The sequence below is a fragment of the Shewanella waksmanii ATCC BAA-643 genome (genome assembly GCF_000518805.1).
Lineage (GTDB): Bacteria > Pseudomonadota > Gammaproteobacteria > Enterobacterales > Shewanellaceae > Shewanella > Shewanella waksmanii.
The window spans coordinates 49,496-76,079 of sequence record NZ_JAEH01000024.1 but is presented as its reverse complement, the minus strand read 5'-3'; the positions used below and the strand labels follow the sequence as shown (position 1 = coordinate 76,079).

The window sequence follows — 26,584 nt, the reverse complement described above, 5'->3', positions numbered from 1 at the left end:
ATGGGTTGCGTCCAGTCTAATCTACCATGCTTTCTTAACCATGTAAGGACCGTACTTCGACCTTGAATACCGTAGTGCTGTTGAGCTTGCTTATAGGTTAGCTCGCCTTTTTCTACTTGACTGACAACGGCTAATTTAAAGCCTAATGTGTAATCACGTTGTGTACGTTTAATGCTGATTGTGCTTGAAGGTTTCATAGATAAGTCTCCAAAGTGTCAACTTATCTCAGGACGGGACAGCAGATACAAAAAAGGCGCTCACCTAAGTGACCGCCTTTTTTCTCAAACAATAACCTTATCTGGCAATGTTCTTTCTGATGGTCTCGACAACGCGAAGCTGAGCAACAGCTTGAGCTAGCTCAATCGCTGCTGCGGCATAGTTAAAGTCAGCACCTGCGTCAGCCATAGCGGCCTCCGCACGACGCTTAGCTTCTTCAGCCGCTTTTTCGTCAATATCATCGGCACGCATTACTACGTCAGCCAATACGGATACAGATGAAGGTTGCACTTCCAGGATACCACCTGAAAGGTAAAACACTTCTTCTTTCCCATCTTGCTTGACGATGCGCGCCATGCCAGGTTTGATATGTGTTAGCAGTGGCGCGTGACCAGGCATAATACCTAAGTCACCTTCTGAACCAGTTACTTGTAGGTGTGCTACAAGACCAGAATAGATGCTGCTTTCTGCACTTACAATATCAAGATGTACTGTCATGGCTGCCATCGGTTCTCCTTAAAATATCAAGCTGACGCTTGCTTATTTTTTGTTAGCTCGTTCAACAACTTCGTCGATTGAACCAGCCATGTAGAACGCTTGCTCTGGAATGTGGTCAAACTCACCTTCCAATAGGCCTTTAAAGCCACGAATCGTGTCTTTAAGTGCAACGTACTTACCTGGAGAGCCGGTGAATACTTCTGCTACGAAGAAAGGCTGTGAAAGATATTTTTCAATCTTACGAGCACGAGATACAGTGGTCTTATCTTCATCAGATAATTCGTCCATACCTAGAATCGCGATGATATCTTTTAGCTCTTTATAGCGTTGAAGTACAGTCTGCACACCACTTGCTACGTCATAATGCTCTTGGCCAACAACCTGTGGATCTAGCTGACGTGAAGTCGAATCCAATGGGTCAACCGCTGGGTAAATACCTAGCGAAGCAATGTTACGTGACAATACAACTGTCGCATCTAAGTGAGCGAAGGTTGTTGCTGGTGACGGATCCGTCAAGTCATCCGCAGGTACGTATACCGCTTGAACAGAGGTAATAGACCCTGTCTTAGTCGATGTAATACGCTCCTGAAGTACACCCATCTCTTCAGCCAATGTTGGCTGGTAACCTACTGCTGATGGCATACGGCCTAGCAGTGCAGATACTTCGGTACCTGCCAAGGTGTAGCGATAGATGTTATCGACGAACAATAGTACGTCTTTACCTTCGTCACGGAACTTCTCAGCCATAGTTAGACCGGTTAGTGCCACGCGAAGACGGTTTCCTGGAGGCTCGTTCATCTGACCATATACCATGGCCACTTTGTCGAGTACGCCAGATTCTTCCATCTCGTAGTAGAAGTCGTTACCCTCACGAGTACGCTCACCTACACCGGCGAATACTGACAAACCAGAGTGTGCTTTTGCGATGTTGTTAATAAGTTCCATCATGTTAACGGTCTTACCAACACCCGCACCACCAAACAGACCAACTTTACCACCCTTAGCGAACGGACATACAAGGTCGATTACCTTGATACCAGTTTCTAGAAGTTCAGTTGTGTTTGATTGATCTTCATATGAAGGCGCTTCACGGTGAATCTCATAACGATCTTCTTCACCAATTTCACCCGCTTCATCAATCGGTTGACCTAGTACGTTCATGATACGGCCAAGGGTTTTATCCCCAACCGGAACAGTAATAGGTGAACCTGTGTTTTCTACCTCAAGACCACGACGCAGACCATCTGAAGAACCCATAGCGATGGTACGAACTACACCACCACCAAGTTGCTGCTGAACTTCCAGCACCAAGCCTTCACTTTTGATCTCTAGAGCGTCATAAACCTGAGGTACGGCATCATGTGGAAACTCAACGTCCACAACCGCGCCAATTACTTGGACAACAGTACCTGTGCTCATGATTAATCCTCTAAAACTTGTATTCGTTACCTAGCCTAAACTGCTGCGGCCCCTGAAACAATTTCCGACAGTTCTTGCGTAATCGCAGCCTGACGGGCTTTGTTGTAGACCAACTGCAAGTCATCGATAAGTTCGCCAGCATTGTCTGTCGCAGCTTTCATAGCAACCATACGGGCTGCTTGCTCAGATGCGATGTTTTCAACAACACCTTGGTAAACTTGAGATTCCACATAACGTACCAACAATGTGTCCAAAAGTTCTTTTGGATCTGGCTCGTATAGGTAATCCCAGTGATGAGCAATCTCATCTTCTTCTGACTTAGGCAAAGGTAGCAGCTGTTCGATCACAGGCGTCTGGCTCATAGTATTCACAAATTTGTTGAATACTACGTACAGACGGTCTAGCTTGCCTTCGTTGTATGCTTCTAGCATGACACGCACTGTTCCGATCAAATCTGATAATGCCGGAGCATCACCTAGACCTGAAGCATGAGCAGATACGTTACCGCCAAAGCTATTGAAGAATTGTACGCTTCGTGCGCCAATCGGGCAGAATTCGACTTCTGCACCAGCTTCACGTTGCTTCTTCACGTCTGCGACAACCTTTTTAAATAGGTTGACGTTAAGACCACCACAAAGACCACGGTCGGTTGACACTACAATGTAACCAACTCGCTTAGCCTCTCGCACTTCCAAATAAGGATGCTTATATTCGAGAGAACCTTGCGCTACGTGACCGATCACCTTACGCATATTTTCTGCATACGGACGACTAGCTGCCATGCGATCTTGTGCTTTACGCATTTTACTCGCGGCAACCATCTCCATTGCAGATGTGATCTTCTGAGTGTTCTGAACACTCGCGATCTTGGTTTTAATCTCTTTAGCGCCGGCCATCTTTACTCTCCAATCTGGACCTGAGGTGCCTTAAGACACCTCTGTGTCTTTACCAGGTTTGGGTTTCTACGAACTTGTCGAGGCCAGCCTTCAGACCGTCTTGGATATCAGCATTGTAATCGCCGCTATCGTTGATAATCTTCATAAGGTCAGCGTGCTCGCTGTTCATGTAAGAGAGCAAAGATGCTTCGAAATCACCGATCTTGTTTAGCTCAACGCTCTTTAGGTAACCTTTTTCAGCTGCGAAAATAGACACAGACTGATCAGCTACGCTCATTGGCGCATATTGCTTTTGCTTCATTAGTTCGGTAACACGCTCACCATGCTCAAGCTGAGCACGTGTTGCATCATCTAAGTCAGATGCAAACTGTGAGAACGCTGCAAGCTCTCGATACTGTGCAAGTGCAGTACGGATACCGCCTGACAGTTTCTTGATGATCTTAGTCTGAGCCGCACCACCAACACGAGAAACCGAGATACCTGGGTTAACAGCAGGACGTAGGCCTGAGTTAAATAGGTCAGTTTCAAGGAAGATCTGACCATCGGTAATCGAAATTACGTTAGTCGGTACGAATGCAGATACGTCACCCGCTTGAGTTTCAATAATCGGTAGTGCAGTCAAAGAACCAGTTTGGCCTTTAACTTCGCCGTTAGTGAACTTCTCAACGTACTCAGCATTTACGCGTGAAGCACGTTCTAGTAGACGAGAGTGAAGATAGAAAACATCACCTGGGTATGCTTCACGTCCTGGTGGACGCTTAAGTAGCAATGAGATCTGACGGTAAGCAACTGCTTGCTTAGAAAGATCATCATATACGATCAGTGAGTCTTCACCGCGGTCACGGAAGTATTCACCCATTGAACAACCAGAGTATGGTGCCAAGTATTGTAGTGCAGCAGCTTCAGAAGCTGTAGCAACAACAACAACGGTGTTTGCTAGTGCGCCGTGTTCTTCAAGTTTGCGTACTACGTTAGCAATGGTAGAAGCTTTTTGGCCTACCGCTACGTATACACACTTAATGCCAGAGTCTTTTTGATTGATAATGGCATCGATCGCTAGTGCTGTTTTACCAGTCTGACGGTCACCAATGATCAATTCACGTTGTCCACGACCGATTGGGATCATAGAGTCAACGGCTTTATAACCAGTTTGCACTGGCTCATCTACTGACTTACGTTCAATAACGCCTGGTGCGATAACTTCAACAGGAGAGAAACCATCGTTGTCGATAGGTCCTTTTCCGTCGATTGGTTGACCCAGTGTGTTGACTACGCGGCCTAATAGACCACGGCCAACTGGAACTTCCAAAATACGACCAGTTGTTTTTACTTTTTGACCTTCTGCCAAGTCGGCATAAGGGCCCATAACTACGGCACCTACAGAATCACGTTCTAAGTTCAACGCGATTGCATAACGGTTACCAGGCAGTTCGATCATCTCACCTTGCATAACATCGGCTAGGCCGTGTACGCGAATGATGCCGTCACTTACTGCAACGATAGTACCTTCGTTGCGAGCTTCACTAACGACTTCGAACTGCTCGATCCGCTGTTTAATCAGATCGCTGATTTCAGTGGAATTCAGTTGCATGCTCAAACTCCCAATTACGACTGCAGCGTATCAGACAGACGGTTTAGTTTACCGCTGACCGAGCCATCAATGACTAGGTCGCCTGCCGTGATAATTACACCAGCTACAAGGCTGGCATCTACGCTGCAATTCAGCTTAACTTTGCGTGTGAGACGTTTCTCTAGAGAAGCACTAATTTGTTGCTGTTGCTCTGCGCTAAGCTCAGTGGCAGAAACAACAGTTGCTTCAACCTCTTTAGCCCACTCATTGCTGAACTCATGAAACAGTTCATAAACAGCAGGTAGTACTTCCAAACGACCGTTTTCAGCCATTACCTTTAACAGATTTTGACCTTGCTCATTGACCTGCTCACCACAAACATTAATAAAAAGTTCTGCGAGCTGGTTACTGGCTAAAGAGCCAGACAGTAGCGGCTTCATCGTCTCGTTTTCACTGACTTGAGCTGCAAAGCTAAGCATTTCTGCCCAACTTTCTACTGCTTTGTTTTCTATAGCAAAGTCAAACGCTGCCTTTGCGTAAGGACGAGCGATGGTGGTTATTTCAGCCATAACTCAACTCCCTTATCAAATTTCAGCAACTAGTTTATTAACTATGTCACTGTGGGCGGCTTCATCAATCGAACGCTCAAGGATCTTCTCTGCGCCAGCGATGGCTAGAGTAGCAACTTGCTTACGCAAGTCTTCTTTCACGCGATTACGTTCAGCTTCAATTTCTGCTTTACCCTGAGCGATAATTTTAGCGCGCTCAGCGTCTGCTTCGGCTTTGGCCTCATCGACAATCTGAGCTTTACGCTTATTAGCTTGCTCAATGATTTCGTTAGCAGTTGCCTTAGCTTCTTTTAGCTGGTCAGTGGCTTTCGCCTGTGCCAACTCAAGGTCTTTCACGGCACGGTCAGCATCAGCTAAACCGTCGGCAATCCTTTTTTGGCGCTCTTCGATGGCATTCATCAAAGGGGGCCAAACATACTTCATGCAGAACCACACGAAGATAATAAAGGCAACCGTCTGACCGATTAGGGTAGCGTTGATATTCACAACAGCCTCCTATTTAGATTAAAGACAGAAGCGTTTATTACAGCATTGCACCCAGTGGGTTAGTAAACAGCATGTATAGTGCAATACCTACACCGATCATGGTTACAGCATCCAATAGACCTGCAACAATGAACATTTTAACTTGTAGCATAGGAGCCATTTCTGGTTGACGCGCAGCGCCTTCCAAGAACTTGCCACCTAGTAGGCCGAAACCGATAGCGGTACCTAGAGCACCCATACCAATCAGTAGAGCAACAGCAATAGCTGTCATGCCTAATACAGTTTCCATCTCTATCTCCAGTATTCTAAATCTTAGTTAGTTAGTGATTTAGCTTAAAAAAAAATTCTTCAGCAATCCTTAATGATCTTCATGTGCCATGCTGAGATATACGATCGTCAGCATCATGAAGATAAACGCTTGTAAAGTGATAACCATAATATGGAAGATTAACCAACCTAGTTGTAATGTTACACCTAGGGCAGATAACGCCATGTTAGCACCGTACATCAACGCAATAAGGATGAAGATCAACTCACCTGCGTATAAGTTACCGAACAGACGCAAACCTAGTGAAATAGGCTTTGCAATCAAAGTAACTGATTCTAATAGGAGGTTGACTGGTATCATTGCCTTATGGTTAAAAGGCTGTAATGTCAATTCTTTAACAAAACCTGATACACCTTTGACCTTGATGCTGTAATAAATAATCATCACAAACACACCTAAAGCTAAACTAAAGGTAATGTTTAAGTCAGTTGTTGGTACCACTTTCATGTAGGGGATACCAGCAGCCATTGCTAGTTCCGGAATCCAGTCAACTGGAACCATATCCATGAAGTTCATCATGAATACCCAAACAAAAATAGTAAGTGCCAACGGTGCTATAACAGGATTGCGGCCATGGAAGGTTTCCTTAACGCTTGAATCGACAAACTCAACGATCATCTCGACAAAGCACTGAAGCTTGCCGGGAACACCTGTCGTTGCTTTTTTGCCAACGCTGCGGAATAGCCACAAGAATAGAACACCAAGCCCAACCGAAAAGAACAATGAATCAATGTGCCACGTCCAGAAGCCTTCACCAACACTTAAGTTGGTAAGGTGATGCTGGATATAGCCCTGCGGTGTTAACTCTTCACCAGTTGCAGCCATGATTCATCCCACTTAACTTTGCTTGAAGTATAAAGGAGCTGTCCAGTGCACTATCAGCGCTAGGGTATAGCAAACAAACAAGGGCATGAATACCACCTGCATATTTATAAACACCAGCGAAAACATCACAATGGTTAACAGCAACTTTACCGCTTCCCCCCAGTAAAAAGTTTTCATAACTTTTCCTGCTGAACTTGCTCCTGTGTAGGAAAAAGCGAGGGTTGCGAATACAAAATTAGGGAGTACAGCAATTGCACCACCTGCTAAAGCAGATAGTCCATACTGAGCTCCCCACACGGCGAAAAAGACAATCGAAACACCCCCAGCCATCACCGCCTGCATCATAACCAACTTATAGGCAGACCACCGGCCACGACGTGCTAAAACCTTGCTCAATTCATCTTCTCCGCATTCATACTTTCTGTTTCGGTGACCGGATTACAAATATCCGAAATTTGCCGAGCTACAAAAAGCTTGCGAAAGTATACCTTTTCGGGCCTTCAAAGCAAGTTTAAGGTGAGGAAAATCGACTCTTTTAACGTGATCTATGGCCAAAAGTGTAAAAGTGCAAAATTAACAGTTGTCACAAAATTACATAATATTGCATTAACTCAGTACATTTAGCGTATTTTCGCAATAATACCGTCTAATTCAGCTAGATCTTGGTAGTTAATTACAACTTTTCCCTTACCTTTGCGGTTATGGCTAATAGATACTTTTGCACCTAGACGTTCGACTAATTGACTCTCAAGACGGGCTACGTCCTGATCTTTTGCCGGCTTATCGGCAATTTGGGGAGGATTTAAGGTTTTATTAACTAATCGTTCAGTTTCGCGAACGGTTAATTCTTTAGCACTGACTAATCTAGCGACATTAGTTTGCTCATCACCTTCAATGGCAAGCAGTGCTCTAGCATGGCCCATATCAATATCGCCATACTCTAGCATGCGCTTAACAGGCTCATTTAAACCGTTTAAGCGCAACAGGTTTGACACGGTAGTACGTGACTTACCCACGGCATCAGCAATCTGCTGATGAGTCAGTTCAAACTCTTTCATCAACCGCTCTAATGCAATGGCTTCTTCCATGGCATTTAGGTCTTCACGCTGAATGTTTTCAATCAGAGCGATAGCGACAGCTGATTCATCAGGAACTTGTTTAATAATGCAAGGTACTTGCGAGAGTTTGGCTATTTGTGATGCACGCCAGCGACGCTCACCAGCAATGATTTCATAGCCACCATTATCGACTTTACGCACGACAATCGGTTGAATAATTCCTTGTGCACGAATCGATTCAGCAAGCTCTTCGAGCGCTTCAGGTGACATATCTTTACGAGGTTGGTATTTACCAGGTTGCAACTGCTCGATATCAATGTTCATTAAATCATCAGTATCGCCAGTAGTCTGATCAGCTGCTCCCTGTGGCTCACTTTTCTTCGCTGCAGCATGGCTGGTACTTAGCAGCGCATCCAAGCCTTTACCTAATCCTCGTTTCTTCGGTGTCATCTAAAAAATTTCCTTTAAGCTTGCTCTAGCTGAGTAGTTTGTTCAGCTCGTCGAATGATTTCCCCAGCCAAAGCAAGGTAAGCTTTTGCGCCCGCACTGGATTTATCATAATACATTGCAGGTGCGCCAAAACTTGGCGCCTCAGCTAAGCGCACATTACGCGGGATAACGGTGCGATAAACTTTTTCGCCAAAATGCTGTTTAAGCTGATCTGATACATCATTGGCCAAACGATTACGTGGATCGTACATTGTGCGTAAGATCCCTTCGATCGACAAACCAGGGTTGACCATTGCGGCCAGTTTACTGATGGTATCCATTAACGCCGTCAGTCCCTCAAGTGCATAATACTCGCATTGCATTGGCACCAAAACAGAGTCGGCGGCAGACATAGCATTAACAGTAAGCATGTTAAGCGAAGGTGGGCAGTCGATAAAAATAAAATCATAATCGTCTTTTATCGGTGCCAGGGCATTGCGCAAACGAATCTCGCGGGCAAAAAACTCCATTAGTTTAATTTCTGCTGCAGTCACATCACCGTTACCGGCAATCAGATCATATTTGCCGCTGGTCTCACGATAAACGATATCATCGAAATTCTTTTCATCGACAAGTAACTCATAGGCGGTGTTTTCAACGCTATATTTGTCAACACCACTGCCCATGGTCGCATTGCCTTGAGGATCGAGATCGATTAGCAAGACTTTACGCTTTGTGGCTGCCAAAGAGGCGGCTAAATTGACGCATGTTGTTGTTTTCCCGACACCACCTTTCTGGTTGGCTACGGCGATCACTTTACCCACAATAATATCCTGTTATTTGGTTCACTTGAGTACGAGAAAGATCTATCAACCAAATTGCTTGAATCACTAAAAGATTGCAACCGTTAAACCATATCAATTACGAGGTTTTAACGACTTTGAGAAGATGACGTTGCTCATCCAACTTAGGTACATTTAGCTCAATGACTTCAGATACCGAAAAATTAGCTGGTAATTTTGCCATTTCTTCATCACTTAATTGACCTTTAAGTGCATAAAAACAGCCGTCTGATTTTGGTAAATGCTGACACCAGTGCAGCATATCCTCAATTGAAGCAAAAGCACGGCTTAATACGCCATCGAACAGTTCTTCAGGTTGATATGCCTCTACACGACTTTCAACCGAGGTCATATTACCAATACCCAGTTCAAATTGAACTTGTTTTTGAAAACGAATTCTTTTGCCTAAACTATCAAGTAACACAAAAGTTTTATCAGGGTTCATGATAGCTAACGGAATTCCAGGTAAGCCTGGGCCGGTACCGACATCGATAAAACGTTGTCCTTGCAAATAAGGGCTCACCGTTAAACTATCCATAATATGACGGATCAACATCTGCTCAGGATCGCGCACTGAGGTGAGGTTGTAAGCTTTGTTCCACTTATTCAACATACCAACAAAGTCCAAAAGTTGTTGTTTTTGTTGGGGTGTTGCATCTAAGTTGATGTCAGTTAAATATTGGTCAAGTTGAGCAGCAAGCACAGCGTCATCCTCGATAAAACAGCTAGATATTATGAAGTGGAGCCATGCTGATGGAAAGCCGTAAACTCGCACATCAGCATGAATACAACGTTTATTTCGATCCGTTACGCGCTTTTACGCAACAAACCACGTTTTTTAAGATGGACCAACAAAATAGAAATAGCCGCTGGTGTCACACCGGAAATACGTGACGCCTGACCTATAGTTTCAGGCTTATGCTCGTTCAGCTTGGCGATCACTTCATTTGATAAGCCTGGAACTTCTTGATAATCAAGTGTCAATGGTAACAAGGTTTTCTCATGGCGAATTGCTTTTTCGATCTCGTCTTGTTGGCGTTGAATATAACCCGAATATTTCACCTGGATCTGTACCTGCTCTGCAGCACGTTGATCTTCAAGCCCTGGACCAAACCCCTCTAATGCCATTAACTTTGGATAATCCATTTCAGGCCGTCTTAACAGCTCTTCAAACGAAGCCTCGCGTGAAATTGGCGTGTTAAGCTCAGGGTTTAAGACACCGAGTAAAGGCGAATTAGGGTGTACCCATTGGCTTCGAAGTCGCTGTAGTTCTAACTCTATTGATTCGCGTTTTTGATTAAATTTAGCCCAGCGTTCATCATCCACTAAGCCTAACTCACGACCTTTTTCAGTTAAACGAAGATCCGCATTGTCTTCACGCAACAGCAAACGATATTCCGCTCGGCTGGTAAACATGCGATAAGGTTCTTTAGTGCCCAAAGTTGATAAGTCATCAACCAGTACGCCTAAATAAGCTTCATCTCGGCGTGGACACCAGGTATCTTTGCCTTGCACTTGCAATGAAGCATTCATACCTGCGAGTAACCCTTGAGCTCCCGCTTCTTCATAGCCTGTTGTGCCGTTGATTTGCCCAGCAAAGAAAAGTCCGCTAATTGACTTTGTTTCTAAGGAGTTTTTCAGATCTCTAGGATCGAAATAATCATATTCAATGGCATAACCAGGGCGAATGATCTGCGCATTTTCCATACCTTGAATCGAACGTACTAAATCTAACTGCACATCAAAAGGCAAGCTAGTCGAAATACCATTAGGGTAAATTTCGTTAGTATTTAAACCTTCAGGCTCAATAAAGATTTGGTGAGATGTTTTGTCAGCAAAGCGATTGATCTTATCTTCAATAGAAGGGCAATAACGTGGCCCAATTCCTTCAATCACGCCTGAATACATAGGGCTGCGATCTAAACCACCACGAATAATATCGTGAGTACGCTCGTTGGTGTGGGTAACGAAACAAGAAATCTGGCGCGGATGCTCACTCACATCGCCAATAAACGACATTACAGGTAAAGGATCATCGCCTTTTTGTTCGACCATTTGATCAAAGTCGATACTGTTAGCGTCAATACGTGGTGGAGTACCGGTTTTTAATCGACCCACACGAATAGGAAGATCACGTAGGCGCTCAGCCAGTGAAATAGAAGGTGGATCACCAGCTCGACCACCGCTGTAATTTTCTAAACCAATATGGATTTTGCCGCTTAAAAATGTCCCCGCAGTAAGTACAACTGCTGGTGCTTCAAACGCAAGTCCCATTTGGGTCACAACGCCTACAACACGATCATTTTGTACAATCAGATCATCAACAGATTGTTGGAACAAGCGTAAATTTGGCTGACTTTGAAGTATTTGTTGGATTTTGGCGCGATAAAGAGTGCGATCGGCTTGAGCACGTGTAGCGCGAACAGCAGGGCCTTTGCTAGAGTTTAACGTTCTAAATTGAATACCAGCATGATCGGTTGCCGTAGCCATTGCACCACCTAGTGCGTCAATCTCTTTGACTAAATGACCTTTGCCTATTCCACCGATCGCTGAATTACATGACATTTGCCCTAAGGTATCAATGTTATGGGTCAATAACAGCGTTTTTGACCCCATTCTAGCCGATGCTAACGCTGCTTCGGTTCCGGCATGGCCCCCACCAACAACAATGACATCAAACCGTTCATGAAAATGCATCACAGTACCTTAGATAAAAAAATCACATAAATTGAAAAATGAACTAATTCTTCGTAGCGCAGTAAGATCTTCCGAAGAGCCGCGTATTTTAGCACTTTGCAGCGCTTTGATGAAAGATCAATTTAAGGGTTTTGATCTCAAGGGGATCGGCTTAATAGATCTTAAGATCTTTATATAGATCCTCTTATTATGTTTACTATTAAGGAGCGCTTTTTCTGTGGGTAAGGCTATTTTCCCAATTAAATCATTAGTTAAAGAGCAAAAGATCCTGTGATCTATTGTGGATCAAACTTCAATAAGCTTGGGGATAGATCGCCTAGTTATCCACAGGGGGGATCTAAGGGCTGATCGGGTGTTGATTAATACAGAGTTAGATCAGATCAAAATAATACCTTATCCACATATTTATCATTTTGGAACGTAATTTGTGGGTAAGGTAGATCTTAATTGTGAGTTGTTTGCCAGTTATGGGCTATAAGGTGATCAAACTAATTTACTTTGCCAACTTGTGAGCCAAGCTTGAGCTGGATCTTCTGGGACTGGATCGTACTGCACATCGATCTGGATCTTATCCACAAACTCAGTTGCGCCGCAATGTAGTAACTCTTCAACTAGGGATTCGGGCCCTTGGCAAAAAGTATCGTAACTACTGTCGCCAATTGCACATAAAGCAAACTTTGTCTTACTGAGATCGGGAGAATGGAGCCTGATCGCCTTTAAAAAAGGCTGGATATTGTCCGGTAAATCACCCGCGCCATGGGTAGAACTGACTATTAACCAGAAGCTTTGTGGATCTAAATCAGCCAGATCTGGGGCCAAATGTACGTGAGTTTGATGTCCTTGAGCGCTCAATTGCTCAGCTAATTCATCGGCGACGTATTCAGCACTGCCTAAAGTTGTGCCGACTAAAAGGGCAACGTTTGCCATATAACTTCCTAATTTGGGTTACTTGTTATGCCATATAATAAGGCAAAAGTGACGGTTGATCTTGCTAAGAATACCGTTTTAAGGTGCTGCTAATTAACTCGTGTATCCGTGGTTTTAACTGTGGTTTGGTGATGACTCTAGTGGTTTTGTCGCAAATAATAAGTAATTGACTTGGGTGTTTTGACTAATACGCCAACGTTGGTTGAACGGGTTGAATTGCATCCCTTGGCAGGAAATACAATCTATTTGATGGTGAGCTAGCATCATTTCTAGTTCATGCGGCTTAACAAAGTAATGCCAATTATGGGTGCCCACCGGTAGATACCTCATTACATATTCTGCGCCTAAAATGCCAATGACATAGCTTTGCCAGGTACGATTGAGCGTGGCCATAACTAAAAGTCCACCTGGCTTTAAAAGCCGCGCGCATGTATTTACCAATGCTTGTTGGTCTGTTACATGCTCGATAACTTCTGTGTTGAGTATGATGTCAAAATTCGCGGTTTGTGAATGTTCAATTTCTGCAGCTAAGCAATGTTGATAGGTGACTTTTATGTCGCTATTTTTAGCGTGCTGGCTGGCAACACTAACATTATGCTCACTGGCATCAATGCCCAGTACATCAGCCCCATAACTTGCCAGAGGCTCTGTTAGTAAGCCTGCGCCGCAGCCTATATCCAGCAATTTTAGATCAGCCAATGGGTTAGCGTTGTCAAAGCTGCGTGAGAAGTGGTGCGCGATCGCCGTTTTAATGGCAAGCAGGCGGGTTTGATTAAATGCTAAAACATGCTTAAAACGGCCTTTGGGATCACGCCATTCTTTTGCCAAAGCATCAAACTTGGCAATTTCAACAAGCTGATCGAGGCTTTGCTCAGCTTTTAATTTAGATAGTGAACTTAATCGGCTTTTATCTAGCATTTTTGATATCTTTGACTGCTGGCTATATCAAGTATATACGGCTTGTACAGATGATTAGTTCACCTTTTTGGTGCTAACAAGCTCTGAGGTTGCCATGGTACGCTTGGTTTTTATTAAACTACAACGGTTTCTGGTGTTCTAGCTTAAAATGTTCCATTTAGACGAAAAGGTTTTTGTGATTGGCTTACCACGCACAGGAACCACCAGCATCAGTATTGCCCTGCTCGAAATGGGGTGCAAAGTTGCTCATCAAGCTTTTACCCAACAAGCATTTGAGCTTGCCGACGTGGTTTCTGATGTGCCTTGTTTTAGTGATTATCAGCAACTACACCAATTGTATCCGCGGGCTAAGTTTATTTATCTTGATCGCGATATTACCGCTTGGGTCTGCTCGATGCAGATGTTACTTAAAAAAATGTTACCTCATTTGGCGCCAACAACAGGCCGATTTCATCCGTTGATGAAGCGAAGTTTTGAAGCTTGTTTTGGCTTATCACATTGTGATGATCCCACTGATGAGTTCCATCTGCAGCAGTGTTATCGATTCCATAAACAGCAGGTGTGTCACTATTTTAACGCGCAGCAATCAGCCTATGTTGACAACTTTATTCAGATAGATGTCAGCAAGGCAACAGACATGGTGCGATTACAACAATTTCTATTCGGTAGTAATTTCAATAAAACGATTAGAATGCCACATGTTAATCGTGGAACTCATGTGGCGAGTTGGGATGAATATCGACATAAAAGTAAGATTAGTAGCCATGCTTCGGGCTTATTAAAGCGTAAGTATTTTAGTTATCAGTTTGATACGGCTGTACTACCTTGGTTAAAACAGGGCTAATTTGCTCATCAATTTAGGGCTAGTTTTTCAGATTAAAATGATGCTTATCAACAGTTTATACTTTGGGTATTGATGGTGAATTTGGGCAATTTACCTATAGATGTTGTGCAGACACAATTTATGTCTGCCTTACAACACCATCATGTGGTTGTGGAATCAGATACTGGCTCCGGTAAATCAACGCGTTTACCGCTATGGTGCGCGCAGTTTTTATCACAAAAAAATCAGTCGAAAGTATTGGTTATTGAACCGCGGCGCGTGGCTTGTATCGCATTGGCTGATTTTGTTAGCCAGCAAACTCACCTTAACGTTGGCTATTGTATTCGGTTCGAATCGACAATCGAGGCCGATACCGATATCGCCTTTGTCACTCCAGGTGTTGCTTTACGTTGGCTTTCGAGTACTGATGACGTAGATACTCATATTACAATGCAAGATTTTGCAATTGTGATGATAGATGAGTTTCATGAACGCCGATGGGATACGGATTTATTATTGGCGATATTAAAGCAGCGCCATAGCCATCGTTTAGTGGTCACCTCTGCTACTATCAATGCCGCTAAAATCTGCCAATACTTGCAAGACGATCATCAAAGTGTTTGTCATCTGCTAGCACAAGGTAAAAGGTTTCACGTGGAACTTAGATATCTTGCACGCGAAAGCCATCATTTACCTTCCATAGAAGGGTTAGAAGGACGAGTTTATACCGCGGTAGAATCGTTACTGATAGAAACCCAAGGCGATATTTTGGTGTTTTTGCCTGGTAAACGTGAGATCCAACTTTGTATGCAGCTGTGTCAGCGTCTTGCGCAGGATAACGCTGCATTGCGGTGTATTGGCTTGCATGGCGGGATTAATATTTCTGAGCAGCAGTTGGCACTCACAGAAACATCGCAACAACGGATTATTTTTGCAACCAATGTTGCAGAAACTTCCCTTACTATTCCGGGGGTGACAGCGGTTGTTGATAGTGGACTTGAACGTCGGACAATGCAGAGAAATGGTCGTACGGTATTGTCACTACAAGCGATATCTCAAGCGAGTAGCGAGCAAAGGCTAGGGCGTGCTGGCCGCATTCAAGCCGGAGTTTGCATTCGTTTGTGGGGAGCAAATGCACCACTCATTAAGCTGACGCCTGCAGACTTACAACGGGAAGATTTGGTTGAGCCCATGCTTGCTGCTGCAACAGTATCGACCACACTGCAGCAATTACATTTTTTGGAACCGATTCCAGATAAGTCTGTGTTATCAGCAACCGACCGATTGCTGTCGATGGGCGCGATAGACTCGCAAGGCAGTATTACTGCCCACGGACGACGATTGTTTCCTCTACCTATAGATACGCAGTTCGCCCATTTAATTGCCGCTATGCCTGATGATATAAGCCGAGAGCTAATGATTGATCTCGCAGCCGGATTGTCAGTAGCAGGGCGTTTATATCAATTACCAAAAGGCGAGTATGAGTTAACGCGGCTAAAACAATGGGAACCTTTTGGTTGTGACGGCTATTTGCTGATAAAGCTGATTCGAGGAGGCAAGCTAGATGAGTTAACTGTAGATGCGACCTTACTTGAAGAGGCTAAGTTATTATCACGACAGATTTCCAGCGCGATTGGTATTGCTGATCCAGCCGCGGCTTGCCGCAATATTGACTTGTTAAGTCACCAGGATATACGAACTAATTGGTTATTGTCAGTAATGAAAGCAATGCCAGATATGGCCTTTATTCGCAGGGCTAAACGCCAGCAAGCACTTGGTAATGGATACAGCGAAGTACAGATTGCGCGCGATAGTCGTTTTGATCTACTGGGTGCAACCGACACACAGCCGCAAGCTGCAATTGTGTTTGATCAGTTCTCTCTTCCTGGTGAAGGCAGTAAACAGACCATTAATCTTGCAACCTGTATGGCGCCTATTACGCTTACACATTTGGCCGCAGCGCATTTGGGAACAACGAGGTTGAACTTAGATGGCTCGTTATCGCATCAAGGTTTAGTGACTGTAGAGCGAGTTTTTTCAGGAAGGGTCATTGATAGCTGGCAGCAAGCTGCAGAGCCTGAGCAGGTCATCTCGACTATCGTTAAACAAATTGAAACAGAGGTGATTTTTCCAGGTCTATTTCCGCAGTTACAAATCGATATTAATGCTTGGAATATTTATGTTGCTCTAGGGTTAGCCGAACCAGAGGCGTTGCCAATTGAGGTTAGTCGCTACTTGCCAGAAAAGCTGCAAGCTTTAGGTGTTGAGACGCTAGATGATATTGAACTGATTGATTGTCAAGATTTGCGGTTTGACGGCATTCCTGATTGGCAGCGACAAGAGTTTGATGAAAAATATCCTCTTAATTTGGCTTTAGCGGATTTAAAGTTACGGGTTGAGTACATTGCCACCAGCAAACGTATCATTGTTCATTACGCTGATGGTGGCCGCAAAGCTGGTCCAAAGCGATGGGAATTGCCAGTGTGGAAAGGTTGGCGAATAAGCTATCGTAAAGCAAGTCGAGTAATAGAGGTTAACTAGGATTTACAGGCTGTTTTTGTACAGACGCTCTACAGGGTCTTTGTTGATGCTTAGTGGTGTAAATTTATCTTTCATGGAAATGGTGATTTAGCAGGGGGGACTGCGGATAACTTTATTAAAAGATAAACATAAAAATGTGAAACGGCGTGTCAAAATAGTTGGACTAAAGATTTATATACATTTAATACAGTAACTTATTCAAATTTTTTCACCTGAGATGTATTGCTGAACTTATTCAATATGCTTGTTGATAACTTTGTTGATAGATCTGACTGTGATCGGCTAGTTGGATCGCCTGTTAAAGTAAACTAAGATCTTTATAATTGTTAGTGCGGATCATTTTTGGTGGATCAAACTGGTTTTATGTGTAAGGAAAGCTTGATCGACTTAATGTTGTTTTTTAATGGTTATTGATAACCGGGTTTAAGCTCAAGGCCAAGCTTTGTCGGCTGGCCTTGAGTGAACTGTAGCTTGTTAGAAATAGTAGCTAACCGATAGATATAGGCTGTCTACATCATTTTGTTGTAACGCAAAACGCTTGAAGGAGATTCCTGAATGCCAATGCTGAGTGATAGGAAAACTCATTGCCAGGCCAAAGTAGGGATCAAGTTGCTCATCTTCTTGTTGGTTAATGAAATTACTGTCGATCACACTTAGTTGGTTTTCGTATTGCCAATAAAATCCGCCAAGCATTAACCAAGCGGAAAAAGCTTCATGCTGCCATAGTGCGTACTGTACATCTATTCCTAAACCGTCACCCAATACTGGCGCTGCCGCGTCCAATGATGCACTGGGCGCATCTGGTGTTAAAGTGTCGAGACTATATTGCGCTGAAGCACTGCCTAAATCGATATAGCGAGCACTGATTTTCCAATTATCGCTGAGTTGGTAGCCGACACCGAGTGACCAGCTTAAATCAGTATTATCAAATGTCAGTAATGTCGCTACGTTAGTATGAGGCCGATCAAAATTAGCACTGCTATAGCCCAGTTCGGCATCAACATACCAGCCTGATGCAATGACTTTAGGTGATAGTAATAAGAGTAATATCAGTGATAGCTTGTTGCGATGGCGCCATAGCGAGAACATAGCTAACAACAGTAAACTTAATCCTCCCAGTTGCCCGCCAGAGTTTTTAGACTCAACAATCACTTCTTTATAAGCTGTGACGGTTACAGTGACTTGGGCACTGGATTGCGCTCCGGCGCTATCGCTGATTGTGTAATGCACTATGTCAGTTCCTTCAAAGCCCGATTGCGGTTGATACAAAATGTGGTTATTGCTGGTAATCGATACACTACCCATTTCTGCATTTGCACTTATGATAGTTAGCTCGTCATTCTCTGCATCAACATCGTTGTTTAACACATCAATATGAATATTGGTGCGGTCATCAGTTTGTGCTTCATCATCATTTGCAGTGGGTGGAGTATTTGAGCTTATTGTGACGGTAACCGTCGCGTAAGCTGAACCGCCATTATTATCATCAATACTGTAGTTAATCAGTGCTTGGCCGAGATAATCATCCGCTGCAGTATAAATCAGCTGATCGTTTTCAATGACTACCAAACCTATGTCGACAGAGGCATTGACTATGCTTAATTGGTCATTGTCTGCATCAGTGTCATTGGCCAATACGTCAATATTAATGGTTTCGTTCGCAAGTAGGGCTACTGTATCTTCAACGGCTATAGGCGCTGAGTTATTGAGATTAGATACCGCGACTCCACTTGGGTCGACAATAGTACCGTTTGCGATGCCATCGTCATCATTTGGACCACCATCTTCTATAGTAAGCTGCACGCACCAATGACCACGTGTTAGACCTTCTGTCCAGCTTTCATGTTGCGGAGGAGGGCAGTAACCAGGCTCACCCGCGGCTGAGTGAACAAGGTTGTTGCTGTCAGTGATAAAGTCACCCCAACCTGCGTTAGTAAAGTACTTACGGTATACCGCTGTACTAGGCAATGGTTGTTGTTGCGGTATCACTACATGGGCACTTTGGCCGGCAATAGGTAGTCCATAAATGATGAAGTCAAATATGCCACCAACATTTTGTGCTTGTTCATCTTGATCAATACGGTTACTCACTTCTGCTTGGTTGAGCAACGAACCACCTGATTGGTTACTTGCAGTGTATTGTCCTTTACGGATACATAAACCAGGGTCAGTTTCTTTTAAGAAGTAATTCCCTAAGCTGAGATCTTGTTGCAGAACATTGCAATCAGCGATGTGGTCAAGGTAATCCGCGATTCCATCTGCATCACTGTCTTGATAGCCTTCAAGTTGATCTGGAACCAGGTCATTATCACTGTCAGCCATGCCCAACGGTGGTAACTCGGCAACAAGCTCAAGATATACACTCGCCGTTGTCGATAGACTGTCATCGGCATCATCAGTTACGGTAACGCTAATTTTGTAGACACCTTCTGCTAAGTCAGCACTGCTGAAAACAAATTGGTTTGCTTCGGTAGCTTGATTCAATAGTGCATCAGCGTCACTTTGCCAAGCCAAATGATGGCTGTCTTCGGTATTACTATCGAAAACAGTGGCATCAATAGTCACGAGCTCATCTGATGCAACAATCTTATGTCGCTGTTGACCATTTTGGCTCACTAATAGCTGTACATCTGGCGCTATATTGTTCTCTGTTATAGTCAAAGTGAAGCTTGATTGACCACCAAGGTTAAGTGATTCGTCTAGTGTTATAACTAAGGTTTCGTCAATCTCTTGTTCGCCATCAGCAAATACATCGACCATTATTTCCCCTGTCTGGCCACTACTTATCACTAACTCGCCGTGCACGAGGTTGTGGTCTCCAGCGTCCGATGAGCCTGATACTGTATAGGGGATAGTTAACGGATACTGTGGTGCTAAGCCATTGAGGAATACCCGTGCGGTATATCGCGTATTTTCAGCGCTAAAGGCGTTCTTGCCCAATGAAATTATTGGATTGACCTTTACACTTTGTGCTGCGGTGACCACATTACCCTGGCTATCTTCAGCTTGCCAATATACCTGGTGATGACCTGGTGGAAAATATAAGCGTTTATTGAGTTGTTTGACCGCAATAGGGTTGCCATTACTGTCTACAGCCGTGGCAAAGCCAACATCTATACGGGTAAACAAGCGTTGTGAATCAACTTCAATATCATCGGGTAAAGTTAACGTCGGCAGGTTGCTATTATCCGCATCACCTAGACTGAATGTGGCGATTGTTTGTGCGGTTTGTTTGCTGCCATCACTGATCATATATTGGATATTAATGCTACCTTGAATACCGGCTATGGCTTGATAAACCAGCTGGTTATCTTCAATCGTCACTGTACCCACATCCACCGATGCGTTAACTATCGATAACTCATCACCATCTACATCATAATCATTGCTTAATACATTTAAGCTGTATTGGTTAGCCTCATTTTGTGAGAACGATAGGTTATCGACAATTGCTACCGGTGCATCGTTAACCGCTGAGATAGTTAAAGTCACTGTGGCAACTTGAGATTCAAACTCACCATCACTGGCTGTAAATTCAAAGCTATCTTGGCCGTTGTAGTCTGCTTCTGGTTGATAGAGCCAAACTTGGCCATTACTTTGTAATTCACCGTGCTGCGGTGGGGTCACTAAGCGATAGCTTAATGGATCGCCATCTTCATCTGTAGCCCGAGGGGTTATTGCTAAGCTACTATCTTCCGCTAGTGTTAGGCCATAATTGTTAGTGGTTGGCGCACGGTTTACTGCAATAACCTCAATGTTAAAGCTCGCTAATGTTGCACTTAATTCGCCATCACTGACGGTTAGGGTTATCGGTAAACTAGTACCCACATTTTCAGCTGTAGGAACCCCAGTTAGTGCACCTGTTGTAGTATTGAAATTTAACCATGACGGCTTATTAGCGATGCTAAAGCTTAATGTGTCGTCGGTATCGCTATCAGCCGCATGTGGTGTAAAGCTATAAGCTTCACCTACTAATACTGATAAATTTGGCGAACCAGAAATGACTGGGGCTTCATTAACATTGACTACGGTGATAGTGAAAGGAGGCAATGAGGCACTAGCACCGTCATTGTCAGTGACTGAAATGATAAGGTTTGCGTAACTGCCCACATCTTCATTATCTGGTGTGCCGCTGAGTTGCCCTGTAGCTGTGTTAAAACTTAGCCAGCTTGGTAGATTACTCATCGCAAACAGATGGGTATCTCCTTGATCAACATCATTTAACACCGGTGTAAAGCTATAAATACTACCTTCGTTGATACTGGTGACAGGGTTACCAGAAAGAACAGGAGCATTGTTGACGTTTATAACTGTGATACTAAATGGTGATAACGTGGCACTAGCACCGTCATTGTCAGTGACTGAAATGATAAGGTTTGCGTAACTGCCCACATCGGAGTTATTCGGTGTACCGCTTAGCTGACCAGTGGTTGGGTTAAAACTAAGCCAGCTTGGTAGACTATTAATACTTAACGTAAAGCTATTGCTATCGATATCCTCTATCGTTGGAATAAACAGGTAATTACTGCCTTCACTAATAGTGTTATTTGGGGTACCACTGATTGTTGGTGAATCATTAACTGAGTTGATGGTGACATTAACCGTTATTACATCGGTGAGTGCTCCATCACTCACTTGAACATTAAAGCTGTCGGTACCAAAGTAGTTTGTATTTGGCGTGTAATTAACCGTAGCTTGGCTATTGCTACCGTTAACTGTGGCATTGCCATTATTTGCATTGGTAACAATAGACCAAGAAAGTGGGTTGTTATCAATATCGCTAGCATCGAGAGTCAGGTTAAAGCTAGTAGGGCTATTATCTTCGCTTATAGTGACCGATACACTATTACCTTGATTTATCGTTGGTGCGATATTGTAAATTTTATCAACACTAGCGGTTGTTGGTTCGCCGGTATTGTTGGCCGTATCCGTCAAGCTCAAGCTTAATGTGAGTGTGCCTTCAGCCAGGGTACTGACATCAACATTGGTCACAGTTTCACTCGTAGAGCTAATAGTGCCGCTACCAGATACCGAGATACTGCCATCAGAAATCGAATAGTCATACTGATTTCCCAGCTCACCATCACTGATAATGAAGCTGAGTGCAGTTTCATTGTTCGCATCGATACGAGACTGTTCGATTGCAACGCTGTAGCCTTGTGGTGATGTAGAGTCAATGTTGAGTACATCGGTTTCATTTACCGTCGCTGTATTGCCAGCTAAGTCGGTTAAGGATATTTCTATATCATAGCTGCCATCGGCTAATGAGTCGTCGGTGGCGTTATCTTTCCAGTTACCAGAATTGATATCATTTATTGTATCTGGTGTGTAGGGACCAAAATTATTGCTACCATCACTGAGGGTGTAAGTTAAGCTTGCTAAGCCGCCCGTGTCAGTTAAGGTACCCGCTATAGGCGGATTGTTGAGACTCGTTGTTAATATATCAACAGTTGCTGTAGGGGCTGTGTTGTCATGCACTATTGTAACTAGGGCGACAGCGGTACTGTTATTGCCGGCACTGTCATTGGCTAGAATAACGAAATCATTGTTACTGTTGTCAGTTAAGTTAGTCGTAATAGTAAAACTATTGCCACTGACAATATCACTGGCTATCACGCTACTATTATCTGCAATACCGTTATTATCGCTATCAGCATATAACCCGACGGTTATACCATTTTCGCTATGGGTGCCGGTGATATCGAGCACTATATTTTGCGTATAGGTCGTCGTAATTGGAGAGCTAACCACTGGCACCGCAGGCGCTGTTGAATCTTCAAGATAATCACCTACTGCGATATCACTGCTATTGCCAGCGTTATCTTGAGCGCGTAACACGAAGTAATTACTAGCATCTTGGGTTAGCGGCAATGTCAGCGACCAATTACCAGTAGATACGACATCAGTGGCTAAAGCGGTGCTGTTATCAGCATTACCATCTTGGTTTGCATCTGCTAGGGCGACAATTGTTATGCCGTTTTCGGCATAATTCGACTGAGATAGGGTAATGGTATCGGCATTGAGTGTCTGCGCTGTTGAAGTCGGCGCGGCAGCATTTGGCGCTGTGGTATCAACAATCAAGTTCGGTTCCATAAAGGCAGTAAAGCTCAATATTGCGGCGTTACCATTAGCATCTGTCATTGTTGCGGTATTAGTGGTGATTGATTGTGCTGTCACTCCATCACTGTCATTGTCGCCGGCAACGACATCGTAATGAAATACTAGTTGAGTGGAGTTGTTTCCACTTGCGTAGCTTGCTGTGCGAGAAGCACCACCTATATCCAATGCGACAGTCGGGGTGAGATCTGATAACTGCACTATGTCGTCAAAGGTGATAGTTGCAATGACAGTATCACTCACGCTTAATGCACCGGTATTGAGGCTGACATCTGTGACAACCGGCCCTAATGCATCTTTGCTTACTGTATCAGTCACTGCTAGCGCCTGATTTCCTGCTGCATCAGTTAAAGTGGCGCTTAAACTGATTTGACCATCGGCAAGTGCGGATAAATCAATGGCGCTAATTTGTTGATTAGTTTGGCTAATACTGCCTGTACCAGTAACGGGAGTGCCCCCATTACTGCTAGAAAAGCTATACAGATAGGTTGCGGTTATTTCAGCTGCGTTAAACGTAAAACTCACCGCATTGGCATTGGCGGCAACAATGGGGGATTGGTCTATGGTGACACTATGCCCTGACGGTAGCTGGGTATCCTTCTCAACCGTATCGGTAACCGCACTGGCTATATTACCGGCCATATCGGTTAGTAAAACGCTCACAGTTAATGTGCCGTCAGCTAAACCTGCAACATCAAGGTTGTTAAATGATTCTGTTGTACTGGAAATTGTACCTAGATTGGTTACAGCCGTACCGCCACCACTGCTGCTAATGGTGTAACTATATGCGGCGCCCACTTCAGCACTATTGAGTGTAAAAGCTAAGGCATTTTCATTGCTGCTGTTAATCGGTGTGGTCGATATCGCTGCGGTATGCCCAGTCGGTAATGTATTGTCTAAAGTCATCGCTAAAGCAGAGCTCACAGCAGATATATTCCCTGCGGGATCCGTTTGAAATGCTTTGAGGTTATGTAGAGTATTTGGATCGCTACTGCTTAGCCCTGCTAATGTTGCTGACCAACTATTAGCGGTAACATTAGCGGTGATTGATGGCTCTACACCATTAAGACTATTGTTACCGTCTAAATCACTAAACAATGTTATTGTGGCATCGCTCTCACCGCTGCCACTCACAGTCGGTGATGTATCATTGGTAATATTGTCACTGTCACTCGTGCCTGTATCTGAACTTGCGAGTAAATCAAGCGCAGTTGGTGCACTAGGAGCGACATTATCAAACTCAACTGTGTTATCGGTGCTAGTGCTGGCTTTATTTAATGCGCCAGAGCTTGCGGTTGCAACATCACTAGCTACAGTGGCTACGATATCACCTTGTCCCGCGCTGATAGTGGCAGTAGCAATATAGGTTGTCCCCGATCCTGCTAGGTTGGTAACGGTTGCTGTTACATCGCCACTTAAAGATATATCGCTGCTAACAAATCCAGTGACCGATTCACTGAATACCACATCAAATAACACTGAGGCGGAATTTGTTGGATCAGCTTGGCCGCTTGCTTGGTTAATGGTGACTGTCGGCTGTGGGTTAACCGAAAGGGTAATGGTGTTATTGCCGGCTGCGTCATTAGTACCATCGTTGACATTAAAACTGAAACTCGAACTGGCGCTTCCATTGGCAAAGTATTTTAATTGTCCAGCATCGAGGTTAGCTTTACTTATGGTGGCATTGTTCATCAGCGCTGATTCTGCGCCATTAATACTTCCGTTACCGTCGGTATCAAGCCATAAATCACCACTGGCAGGTGCGGCCACAATGGTGACTAAGTTGAGTGTATCGCCTTCAGGATCGCTGTAGCCAAAATTTGCTGTAGTGATAGATAGCGCTTGGCCCTCATTAGGGGTTAATACCTGACTTGTTCCCACTGGCAAATCGTTGATGGCGCTGACTGTTACGCTGGTGTCAATATTACCACTGCTGCCACCATCACCATCAAGTAATAGTAAGCGGATAGTTCTGGTTGACTCGGTTGGTGCTAAATTATCACTGTTTTCATAAGTGATAGCCCGCACTAGCGCTTGAATTAACGCGGGTGTAGAAGCACTGTTAAAGGAGACAACTAAGTCATTGCCTTCGGCAATATTGTTACTTAATGTACCTATGTTGGTCCCACCGACACTGACCGTCGCTCCTGCTGTACCTGCAGTGGTTACACTGTTATCAAATCCTAGAATGTCTTCGCTGGCGTCTTTATTGGTAGGGATTGTGACGGTTAAGCTACCGGTATTAAAATTAGTAGAGTCAACATCAGTGACGCTAGCATTGGCACTGATATCGATATTTTGTTTGCCATCATCTTCGTCATAGTTAAGTGTGTCGCCAGCTAAATTATTGATTACGGGGTTATCATTAACACGCACTACGGTTGCGGTGATATCGGAATTGATTGACACTCCTCCGTCGCCATCATCAACAGTCATTCGCAGATTTCTTGCGCCTGTGGTTGGGTTGTCATTGTCGGAGTTAAAATAGGTAAGCGCCCGCGATAAACCCATTACTCTAGCCGCTGTGGCAGCTGAATTTAAATTAATAACAAAATCATTGCCCGCTGCTATGTTATTGGCCAAGGTGCCAACTACTGTTCCGCTAATAGATACATTGCTACCGGCAGTACTGCCTTGTAAGGAGACTACTCCACTAGTATCGATAGATAGGATATCTTCAGCTGCATCTTCGCCGGAGGTGATAGTCACTGTGATATTACCGGTATCAAAATCGGAACTATCGCTATCAGCGATGGTTAATGCAGTCCCTTGATCGATAACTTCTGCACTATCCCCTTCACTATAGGTAAAACTATCACCATTAAAGTTAGCAATGGTTGGCGGGGTATTGGTCGGTGCTTCGACAAAAACAATGGTATCTAAGACCAATGCCATGATATTGCTGGCTTGCGATGTGTCAGCGGTTATATTGAAGGAGGTTGTTGGTAAGCTCCAGCTGGCAAAAGAGATATTGTGACCGTTGACATTATTACCCCATGAAGAGCCGCCATTGTTATCGGTAAAAATGTTATTGCCACTCCCATCTGTGGGGGTAAACGTTAGCGAGTTTATCGTCCAAAATAGGTCGGTTGTCTGCATACCTGAAAGAGTAACAGGGGAACTGAAACTCACAGAAACTTGAGTCGCGCCGGCGCTTTGGTCAATCGCGACAACATTGACAGAGGTTCCTGCTTGATTTCCGTTATCGCCTGTCAGCCATGTGTCATTGTTGCTCTTTAGGGTAATGGTGACGCCGTCTACGGTACTGGTAATAGTTGTAGTGCCGATACCTGTCACACCGGCTTCAAAGTCATAAACGCTGGCATAGATAGGAAATTGAATAGCAAAAAACATTAAGCTACTTATGGTGAATTTTGTTATATTTTTTAGCATCTTCAAGTCCTTTCTATACTAAAGTGGCCAGA

Annotated in this window: 19 protein-coding genes; 2 read left to right on the top strand and 17 right to left on the bottom strand. The window is 44.1% G+C overall.

Annotation, left to right across the window (positions count from 1 at the left end; genetic code table 11):
* From L865_RS0111805 to ubiG, 16 genes are all read right to left on the bottom strand, one after another.
* On the bottom strand, positions 1-197 hold a 197-nt coding region (locus L865_RS0111805), incomplete at its 3' end, for a helix-turn-helix domain-containing protein (protein WP_028772737.1).
* 97 nt (positions 198-294) lie between these two features.
* Positions 295-723: a F0F1 ATP synthase subunit epsilon gene (locus L865_RS0111800; RefSeq protein ID WP_028773428.1), complete on the bottom strand. Its 429-nt coding sequence runs from the start codon at positions 721-723 to the stop codon at positions 295-297.
* A 33-nt stretch (positions 724-756) separates the two neighbouring features.
* Positions 757-2,133 (bottom strand): F0F1 ATP synthase subunit beta, encoded by a 1,377-nt coding sequence (atpD, locus tag L865_RS0111795; protein ID WP_028773427.1) that lies wholly within the window; start codon positions 2,131-2,133, stop codon positions 757-759.
* 35 nt (positions 2,134-2,168) lie between these two features.
* A complete protein-coding gene (atpG, locus tag L865_RS0111790; protein WP_028773426.1) occupies positions 2,169-3,029 on the bottom strand; it encodes a F0F1 ATP synthase subunit gamma in 861 nt (286 codons plus the stop codon).
* Between the two features lie 49 nt (positions 3,030-3,078).
* Positions 3,079-4,620, bottom strand: a complete 1,542-nt coding sequence (gene atpA / locus L865_RS0111785) for a F0F1 ATP synthase subunit alpha (RefSeq protein WP_028773425.1) — start codon at positions 4,618-4,620, stop codon at positions 3,079-3,081.
* Positions 4,621-4,634: 14 nt separating this feature from the next.
* Positions 4,635-5,168, bottom strand: coding sequence for a F0F1 ATP synthase subunit delta (atpH, locus tag L865_RS0111780; RefSeq protein WP_028773424.1), 534 nt, complete (start codon positions 5,166-5,168; stop codon positions 4,635-4,637).
* A 15-nt stretch (positions 5,169-5,183) separates the two neighbouring features.
* Positions 5,184-5,654, bottom strand: a complete 471-nt coding sequence (gene atpF, locus L865_RS0111775) for a F0F1 ATP synthase subunit B (RefSeq protein ID WP_028773423.1) — start codon at positions 5,652-5,654, stop codon at positions 5,184-5,186.
* A 37-nt stretch (positions 5,655-5,691) separates the two neighbouring features.
* Positions 5,692-5,943, bottom strand: coding sequence for a F0F1 ATP synthase subunit C (gene atpE / locus L865_RS0111770; RefSeq protein WP_028773422.1), 252 nt, complete (start codon positions 5,941-5,943; stop codon positions 5,692-5,694).
* Between the two features lie 69 nt (positions 5,944-6,012).
* Positions 6,013-6,807, bottom strand: coding sequence for a F0F1 ATP synthase subunit A (atpB, locus tag L865_RS0111765; RefSeq protein ID WP_028773421.1), 795 nt, complete (start codon positions 6,805-6,807; stop codon positions 6,013-6,015).
* 12 nt (positions 6,808-6,819) lie between these two features.
* On the bottom strand, positions 6,820-7,203 hold the full coding sequence (locus tag L865_RS0111760; protein ID WP_028773420.1) for an ATP synthase subunit I: 384 nt from the start codon (positions 7,201-7,203) through the stop codon (positions 6,820-6,822).
* 224 nt (positions 7,204-7,427) lie between these two features.
* Positions 7,428-8,315 carry a ParB/RepB/Spo0J family partition protein gene (locus L865_RS0111755; RefSeq protein ID WP_028773419.1) on the bottom strand — a complete coding sequence of 296 codons (888 nt, stop codon included), beginning with the start codon at positions 8,313-8,315 and terminating at the stop codon, positions 7,428-7,430.
* 14 nt (positions 8,316-8,329) lie between these two features.
* Positions 8,330-9,118 carry a ParA family protein gene (locus L865_RS0111750; RefSeq protein WP_028773418.1) on the bottom strand — a complete coding sequence of 263 codons (789 nt, stop codon included), beginning with the start codon at positions 9,116-9,118 and terminating at the stop codon, positions 8,330-8,332.
* 97 nt (positions 9,119-9,215) lie between these two features.
* The gene (rsmG, locus tag L865_RS0111745) at positions 9,216-9,839 is read right to left on the bottom strand and encodes a 16S rRNA (guanine(527)-N(7))-methyltransferase RsmG (protein WP_028773417.1); all 624 of its coding nucleotides are present in this window, start codon (positions 9,837-9,839) and stop codon (positions 9,216-9,218) included.
* A 104-nt stretch (positions 9,840-9,943) separates the two neighbouring features.
* Complete coding sequence (gene mnmG, locus L865_RS0111740) at positions 9,944-11,833, bottom strand: tRNA uridine-5-carboxymethylaminomethyl(34) synthesis enzyme MnmG (protein WP_028773416.1); 1,890 nt, start codon at positions 11,831-11,833, stop codon at positions 9,944-9,946.
* A 483-nt stretch (positions 11,834-12,316) separates the two neighbouring features.
* The gene (gene mioC, locus L865_RS0111735) at positions 12,317-12,760 is read right to left on the bottom strand and encodes an FMN-binding protein MioC (RefSeq protein WP_028773415.1); all 444 of its coding nucleotides are present in this window, start codon (positions 12,758-12,760) and stop codon (positions 12,317-12,319) included.
* A 114-nt stretch (positions 12,761-12,874) separates the two neighbouring features.
* On the bottom strand, positions 12,875-13,678 hold the full coding sequence (gene ubiG / locus L865_RS0111730; RefSeq protein WP_028773414.1) for a bifunctional 2-polyprenyl-6-hydroxyphenol methylase/3-demethylubiquinol 3-O-methyltransferase UbiG: 804 nt from the start codon (positions 13,676-13,678) through the stop codon (positions 12,875-12,877).
* A gap of 148 nt (positions 13,679-13,826) precedes the next feature.
* On the opposite strand from ubiG, the gene L865_RS23635 reads away from it, so the two are divergent.
* Together L865_RS23635 and L865_RS0111720 are read left to right on the top strand one after the other, a co-directional pair.
* Complete coding sequence (locus tag L865_RS23635) at positions 13,827-14,522, top strand: sulfotransferase family protein (RefSeq protein WP_051484575.1); 696 nt, start codon at positions 13,827-13,829, stop codon at positions 14,520-14,522.
* A gap of 120 nt (positions 14,523-14,642) precedes the next feature.
* The gene (locus L865_RS0111720; protein WP_245608427.1) at positions 14,643-17,042 is read left to right on the top strand and encodes a helicase-related protein; all 2,400 of its coding nucleotides are present in this window, start codon (positions 14,643-14,645) and stop codon (positions 17,040-17,042) included.
* Between the two features lie 474 nt (positions 17,043-17,516).
* Here L865_RS0111720 and L865_RS0111715 read toward each other — a convergent pair whose 3' ends face one another.
* Complete coding sequence (locus tag L865_RS0111715) at positions 17,517-26,552, bottom strand: tandem-95 repeat protein (protein ID WP_028773412.1); 9,036 nt, start codon at positions 26,550-26,552, stop codon at positions 17,517-17,519.
* Between the last annotated feature and the right edge of the window lie 32 nt (positions 26,553-26,584).